This window comes from Rhodospirillum sp. A1_3_36, from assembly GCF_047263945.1.
Lineage (GTDB): Bacteria > Pseudomonadota > Alphaproteobacteria > Rhodospirillales > Rhodospirillaceae > Rhodospirillum.
In genome coordinates this window covers 1-6223 of sequence record NZ_JBLAVB010000052.1, presented here as the reverse complement: position 1 = coordinate 6223, position 6223 = coordinate 1, and the positions used below count along the sequence as shown (strand labels likewise).

Annotated in this window: 7 protein-coding genes and 1 pseudogene; all 8 read right to left on the bottom strand. The window is 52.0% G+C overall.

Annotated features, from left to right (window positions below):
* Positions 1 to 163 precede the first annotated feature (163 nt).
* Positions 164 to 721 (bottom strand): hypothetical protein, encoded by a 558-nt coding sequence (locus ACLIRY_RS26405; protein WP_413208410.1) that lies wholly within the window; start codon positions 719 to 721, stop codon positions 164 to 166.
* A 43-nt stretch (positions 722 to 764) separates the two neighbouring features.
* Complete coding sequence (locus ACLIRY_RS26400) at positions 765 to 1289, bottom strand: hypothetical protein (protein ID WP_413208409.1); 525 nt, start codon at positions 1287 to 1289, stop codon at positions 765 to 767.
* Positions 1290 to 1754: 465 nt separating this feature from the next.
* Entirely contained in the window at positions 1755 to 2156 is a 402-nt protein-coding gene (locus ACLIRY_RS26395; RefSeq protein WP_413208408.1) for a hypothetical protein, read from the bottom strand.
* A pseudogene (locus tag ACLIRY_RS26390) lies at positions 2153 to 3727 on the bottom strand (DUF637 domain-containing protein); the annotation flags it as partial. The gene ACLIRY_RS26395 and the pseudogene ACLIRY_RS26390, both read right to left, overlap by 4 nt.
* A 55-nt stretch (positions 3728 to 3782) precedes the next feature.
* Complete coding sequence (locus tag ACLIRY_RS26385) at positions 3783 to 4037, bottom strand: hypothetical protein (protein WP_413208407.1); 255 nt, start codon at positions 4035 to 4037, stop codon at positions 3783 to 3785.
* A gap of 148 nt (positions 4038 to 4185) precedes the next feature.
* Positions 4186 to 4518, bottom strand: coding sequence for a transposase (locus ACLIRY_RS26380; protein ID WP_413208406.1), 333 nt, complete (start codon positions 4516 to 4518; stop codon positions 4186 to 4188).
* Positions 4519 to 4589: 71 nt separating this feature from the next.
* A complete protein-coding gene (locus ACLIRY_RS26375; protein WP_413208405.1) occupies positions 4590 to 4883 on the bottom strand; it encodes a hypothetical protein in 294 nt (97 codons plus the stop codon).
* A partial coding sequence (locus ACLIRY_RS26370) for a DUF637 domain-containing protein (protein WP_413208404.1) occupies positions 4883 to 6223 on the bottom strand: 1341 nt, incomplete at its 5' end. The genes ACLIRY_RS26370 and ACLIRY_RS26375, both read right to left, overlap by 1 nt.

Sequence of the window (6223 nt, the reverse complement as noted above, 5' to 3'; positions counted from 1 at the left end):
CGTCGGCAATGATGGTGACGCTGTCGCCCTCCACCAGGGCCGCCTGCTGGGTGATCCGACCGCGAGAGGCCGAGGCCAGATAGACCTGGGGCACCAGAACGCTTTTGCCGTCGATCTGCTTGGTGACATACCAGTGCAAAAGCACTGGTCTTTTATTTGTGCATCAACTTTCCAAACTCAGGCGAAAGCCTTCGTTTGGGTCGATGCACCAGACGATGTCCGAGTTCAGCGCCGCCACCTGCTCCTTCGACAGCGCAATCCCCGGGGTCAGCTGCAGGCCGTCGGCCTGGGCTGCGGCGTTGTCGATCAGCGCCTTGACCTGCAGGGTGTCGTTGGTCACCGAGGGGTTCAACCACCGCTTCCCGGCGATCCGCTGGATTTCGCTCGCCACAGTGCGGGCGTCAAAAGTGGCGTCGCCCAGGGTCATGACATTGGGGTCCGAGAAACTGATCCCCGTCTGCTCCTGGAAATAATCCGAGCCGTAGAAGGTGCCGAAGTCCGTGTAGTCGAAGCGGGTTTCGTACAGGTGCCGGGAGGAGGGGGCCGCCGGGCGGAACAGCGCCGTGAAGCCCGCCAGGGACTGCGACAGGACCGTCCGCACCGCCGAGCCGGAAATTGGCGCTGGAATTCGAGCAGGGATCGAGGAAACGCGCTCATGGGCAGGCTCCAAAAACAGCATTTGTTCACCGTATGTTTTGTGCTGGTCAAAGCCGATTGTCACCACATCATGCGGTCCCGGATCCAAAGGGATAAGCCTTTTCTCATTATTGGTGGGGGGAGTTAACTGGCAAGGAGCCCAATAACTCTCTGACCCTTACGTGATATGGCCAGTCTTCTGCCGTGCACCCATCGAAAAGTTCCGTAAATTCGACTTTCGTCATCTTCTTACGTGAACCTATTTGTATTGGATGCTCATTAAGAGAATAAGCTACTTCACACCTATCACACACAAGAACAATCTCCTGATTTAGGGTTTTTTCATAGAATGTACGACCATCCCCACAACATGTTGGTTCAAAATCAGAGGCAAGAAATAGGTACTCTCCTACTAATTCAATTATTCGAGAAATGAGATCAGATCTTTTGCCGCTTTCGAATATCTGATAGCTTCGGATAATATGCTTCTGATTGTCATTGAACGGACAATACTCAAATATTTCTTCCGAAAATATCTCTGAATACCCTCTTTCAGAAAACCATTTCTCAACATCTCGGAGTAGTCGATCTTGTGTTCTTGCCACAAAACCAAGGAAGTAGGAAAAATGATCTCTGCGTGTATTTAATTCCATGAAGGCCTCTTATGGCACTGGATAAGCTGTTATCAAATTGCCAGCGCTATCGGTTTGAACCGTAATCCTTGAAGTCAATCCACCTCCGTGTGATTGACGAACTGTCCCAACAGGTTGCCCCACGTCTACGGTTCTCACGTATGTCGGCGTGCCATTGATCATTTTTATCTCTGATACAGGGGCGGAAACTACCCGATCAGATTGCAAAATCCTTTGCACATCAGACTGTGGCAACGTGAACTGGCTTTGGGTGTTTGTTCCACCAAAATGACGGGCAACCACATGATCCCATCCAGAGGCTACTGGGTTTCCTGCATCGTTTAGCGGAGTATATCGAGTTGAACCGTTCGCAAGATTAACACGTGACTGAACTCGTCCTGGCACATCGAGAATGCTATGCAGAATCACAAGGCATAAAAAATCTTAGAAAACTCCTCGGATGGACTCTAAAATTTAAACCACTATTTACTTCAAACACACAGAAATATCTCTCCACTTTATTTCATTTGGCATCGCGCCATCTTCGAAAAATGCCTTAAATATCTTTATAACATCTTCAATAAAAAGAATCTCATCCAAATCTACCGTTAACTTTCCACCACCAAATGCTATTGTCAACCTTTCGTCAAATGGGACTTTTTTTTCTTCTAAATGAGCACGAAAATGATTCTTTCTTTCTCCGTCTCTCATTTCAACAACACAGGTGACCCTCCCTCCAGCTACTTGAACGTAGCTTCCATTATCTTTGCTTAAAATAGCAAATGAATGAGGGCCATAACTTTTTAGCGCCCGAAGATTTCTCTCAATAGAAGAAAAATTCTTTGGTGACATCGGCTTCTTATTTTCCACTTCTAGCTTCATTGTCATGGCAGGTATATCGTTATATTGCCGACTATAATTTCCCCAGAAATTTGACCCACCCCATCTGCGCCAAATCTATTAATGTACATATCGTTAAAATCTTGCTGATTTGTCTTATTCGCTCCTCCACTTTTATACTCCACTCCCCAAAGTTCTCCTTTGTTATCACGAACTACTGCGTCATACCGTCTATTTCCAACAGCCCCACGCACAGTTAGCTCCTCTCCAACGACATCGAATCCATTATCGCGCAAAAATTGAGTATATTCTTGTGCTGATTTGCTTCCTGGAGCAGGAAATCCTCCTTGACTAGCAAATTTTCCATCGGCGGTCCTGAAGCTGCCATCAGGATATTGAAATACAGCTACGCTATCCACCTCTGGGATGTCGCCGATACGAGTATATATTTGCCCATTTTCGTGAGCAAAGACAATGTTTCCGTCCGGATCCGTGACCCGACGATACCCGACTGGCAAATCCTCATCAATAACATCTGCTCCCACGCTACCGATCTCCCGGTAGCCTTCTGGCAGGTTGAAGCTGGCGGCATAGTTCTCGAGTTTCGCAGCCACTTTGGGATTCACGCCTGAAGCGCGTTTCGCGAGCCACCGAAATGCGTCCGTGGCCACCTTGTTGCCCGGGAGCGTACCCGTGGCGATCTCGATGGTTGCGTCGAGAGCAAGGCTTTTGGCTAGCTCGTCTGCCTCCGCACAAGCTGCTGGGTCTCCGCGGCCATCACAAGCCAATTGCAGGGCAACCAAATTGGCGACGTCGATGGTCACCAGAACCTTATCGGCCACGTCCAGAGCCGCCGCCGCTGCAGCAAATAAGGCGGCAAGCCCGAAAAAGTTGTTCTCGGCTGCAGTTCCGCCCGTTTGAACAGCCACATCGGCGTCCGCATTCGCAACGATGGCTGTGAAAGCCGCAGCGAGCTTGGACAGGTTAATGCCCATCGCTTGATAACTCTGGAGTACGTCCAGGACCCGCTGATCCTGGGGGTCCGTCACTCCTTGTGCCTTAAGGGCCGCCAAATCGTTGTCTAGTTGGTCGGCGAACAGCGCTTCATAGGCCACACCGGCCAATTCTGCGGCAACGGCACCAATCGCGCCCGACGCACAGTCATCCGAGGCAAGCGCGCCCGTGCCACAGCCAACCACCGCATGGGCAATCAACTGCGTGGCCGTATCCATGTTGTTAAAGTGAACCGCCTCGCCGATCTCCTGGGTCAGTTCACTCCCAATGGCCGCAGCCGCGGAACTCCGCAGGCTGGCGAGAAGCGCCTTGTCGAGCTTTTCGCCCCGGATCAGCACCTTCGCTGCCGTATTCACCGAGGTGCGCACCGCGATCAAGACTGCCGCCCGTTGCGCCCGCTGCGCCAAGGTCAGCGTCGTTTGGCCCACTAGGCTATCCAGCCCCAGGGCGCCGAGCGCCCCGTTGCTCAGGCCCGAGGTCAGACCCACCGTTGCCATGGCCGTCACCAATTGGACGAGGAAGTCCGCCGAGCCCAGGTCTTTGAACACCGCAAGCAGGTTGCCGTTGTTCTCCACCATCGAGAACAGGGCTTGACTGATCAGCGTCGAGAGTCCCGCGTCATCCCAGCACTACATACCCAGTTCATCAATGGGCGGTGTCCTATTTTTCGCCTTCCTCGAGGTAGTTATCTTCCTTATAACAAACAGGTTCATCCTGAAATCCATTCCAATAAATCCAAATCTTTCTGCAGTTATCGCATTTAATAATAGATTTAAATTTCATATAAAGTTCCTCAGAATCAATATTTCCTTCTATTTTTTCATAATCACTATCTGATATTATTAACCACTCTAAAGAATTTGGAATAACCCCAAACCTCAAGCGATTTCCGCAGCGACAAATAATCGACGGCATATCATCTCCCTATTACAATAGTTTCGTTAATATTTATGGCCCCAGCTCCTCTTACCCTAGCGAGCACATCCCCAAGTTCTTCAACACTCACGCTAGATTCAGACAAATCAAGGACAGCTCCAGATTCTTGGTCATTCTTTTTTGCAATTTATGGGATGATCCTATTCGCATTAGCCGTAGCCATTTCAAGCCAGCGGTCTTTGTGGTGCAGACCGGAAAGCGGTGTGCCGGTGGCCGTGCTGAACGTCCGTTTGCAGGACCGGCAGAGATAGCGTTGGAGGCCTCGGTTCTTGCCATTCGCGACCGCTCCTGGCGCCTGGCAGTGCGGACAGGTCCGATCTGCACCGACGCTCTGCTCGACAGCAACAACGGAAGCGACCCCAGGTGGGTGATCGGCCAGGGTCTCCAACACCTTCGCCTTCTGCGCTTCCGTGAGGTGATCGATCTCGCAGAACCAGCGGTGAAAGCTCTTGTGGTCCATGTTGCCTAAACTCCTGCATTTTCCCCACTTTATAGCAAGTCAACGCGATCTGCTAATAGAGCCTATCATTTTCACTTCAAATTTCGAGAAGCTCCGCCTTGATTTCTTCCAGAGACTTGTCCATTGCTGGATAAATCTGCAGGTGAAAACCGAACTTCAGCATCGACTTTTCCATCGCGAGACTTCTGAACGGCCTTTTTCCATTCGTACCAATAGGCTTTGTCCATAGGCATCTCATCACTCATAATGCACATTCCGCTAAGCAATGATCCGATTTCATCCAATTTTGTTCTATTATAATAATCCTCTAGAAATGAAAACATTGCTAGGTATGCTTCTTTTTCTGTCATTTTTGTATCGTTCATTATTGCAGTCCTTTCCCTGGAATCCATGTCCGAGGTGGGGTATTGACACCTCCATTCTGGATCACTCCATTTCTAATTTCGACCCAAATTTGAGAACCATCAGCTTGAATCAAAGCATAAACCTCATTTCCAAATCTGTTGGGTCCCAAAATGTTTTCGGAATTATTGCATGTATCGAGGAGTAACTGCCTATTTTTCGGAGTGTCGGGCAAATGCCCAGGCATGTCTCTAAATATGTGACCTATCTGAGAAGGGTTTTCCGGCAGACGGATAGGGGCATTATTCACAGCCATCTTAGTCAACTTGACCGCAGTCGCGGGATCGGAATGGGCAACGATTGCTTGGAAGAGCTTTTTGGCCGCGAGACTGCCAGGGATAATTGCCCCGATGGTGAACTCCAGACCCAGGTCCACCGCCAGACCACTCGCCAATTCCCGTGCCTCCCCACAAGCTGCGGCGCTCCCATTGCTGCAAGCAAGCGCGGCCTCTCCGGTGCTGACCGCGCTATCGGCGAGAAGGACCTTGTCCGTAACTTCGAGGAACAGGGCGCCGACCGCGATAATCGCCATGATCGTGGTGAAAAGGGCGTTGTTCTCCGCCGCTGTCTGTCCGGTTTGTGCGGCAAGGTCGGCGTCACCATTAATAAGTATTCCGCTTAATCCGGCGACTAAGGCCGCGATATTCGCTCCGCCAGCTTGCCACTCTGCGATCGCGTTCAACACGCGGGGATCGTCGACAGTTGCTCCTTGGTTATCCAGTTCCTTCAAGTCCGCTTGGATCTTGTCTGCGAAAGCCGCCGCGTAGGCCATGCCAGCCAATTCACCAGTGACCGCCCCAACGGCGCCCGATGCGCAATCCCCCGTCGCAATCGCTCCTGTGCCACAGCCAACGGCGGCATGGGCGATAAGGCGAGTTGCCGTATCGATGTCATCGGCGAGAACCGCCTCGCCGATCTCCTGGGTCAGTTCACTCCCAATGGCCGCAGCCGCGGAACTCCGCAGGCTGGCGAGAAGCGCCTTGTCGAGCTTTTCGCCCCGGATCAGCACCTTCGCTGCCGTATTCACCGAGGTGCGCACCGCGATCAAGACTGCCGCCCGTTGCGCCCGCTGCGCCAAGGTCAGCGTCGTTTGGCCCACCAGACTGTCCAACCCCAGGGCGCCGAGCGCCCCGTTGCTCAGGCCCGAGGTCAGACCCACCGTTGCCATGGCCGTCACCAATTGGACGAGGAAGTCCGCCGAGCCCAGGTCTTTGAACACCGCAAGCAGGTTGCCGTTGTTCTCCACCATCGAGAACAGGGCTTGGCTGATCAGCGTCGAGAGTCCCGCGTCAATCGCCACCGC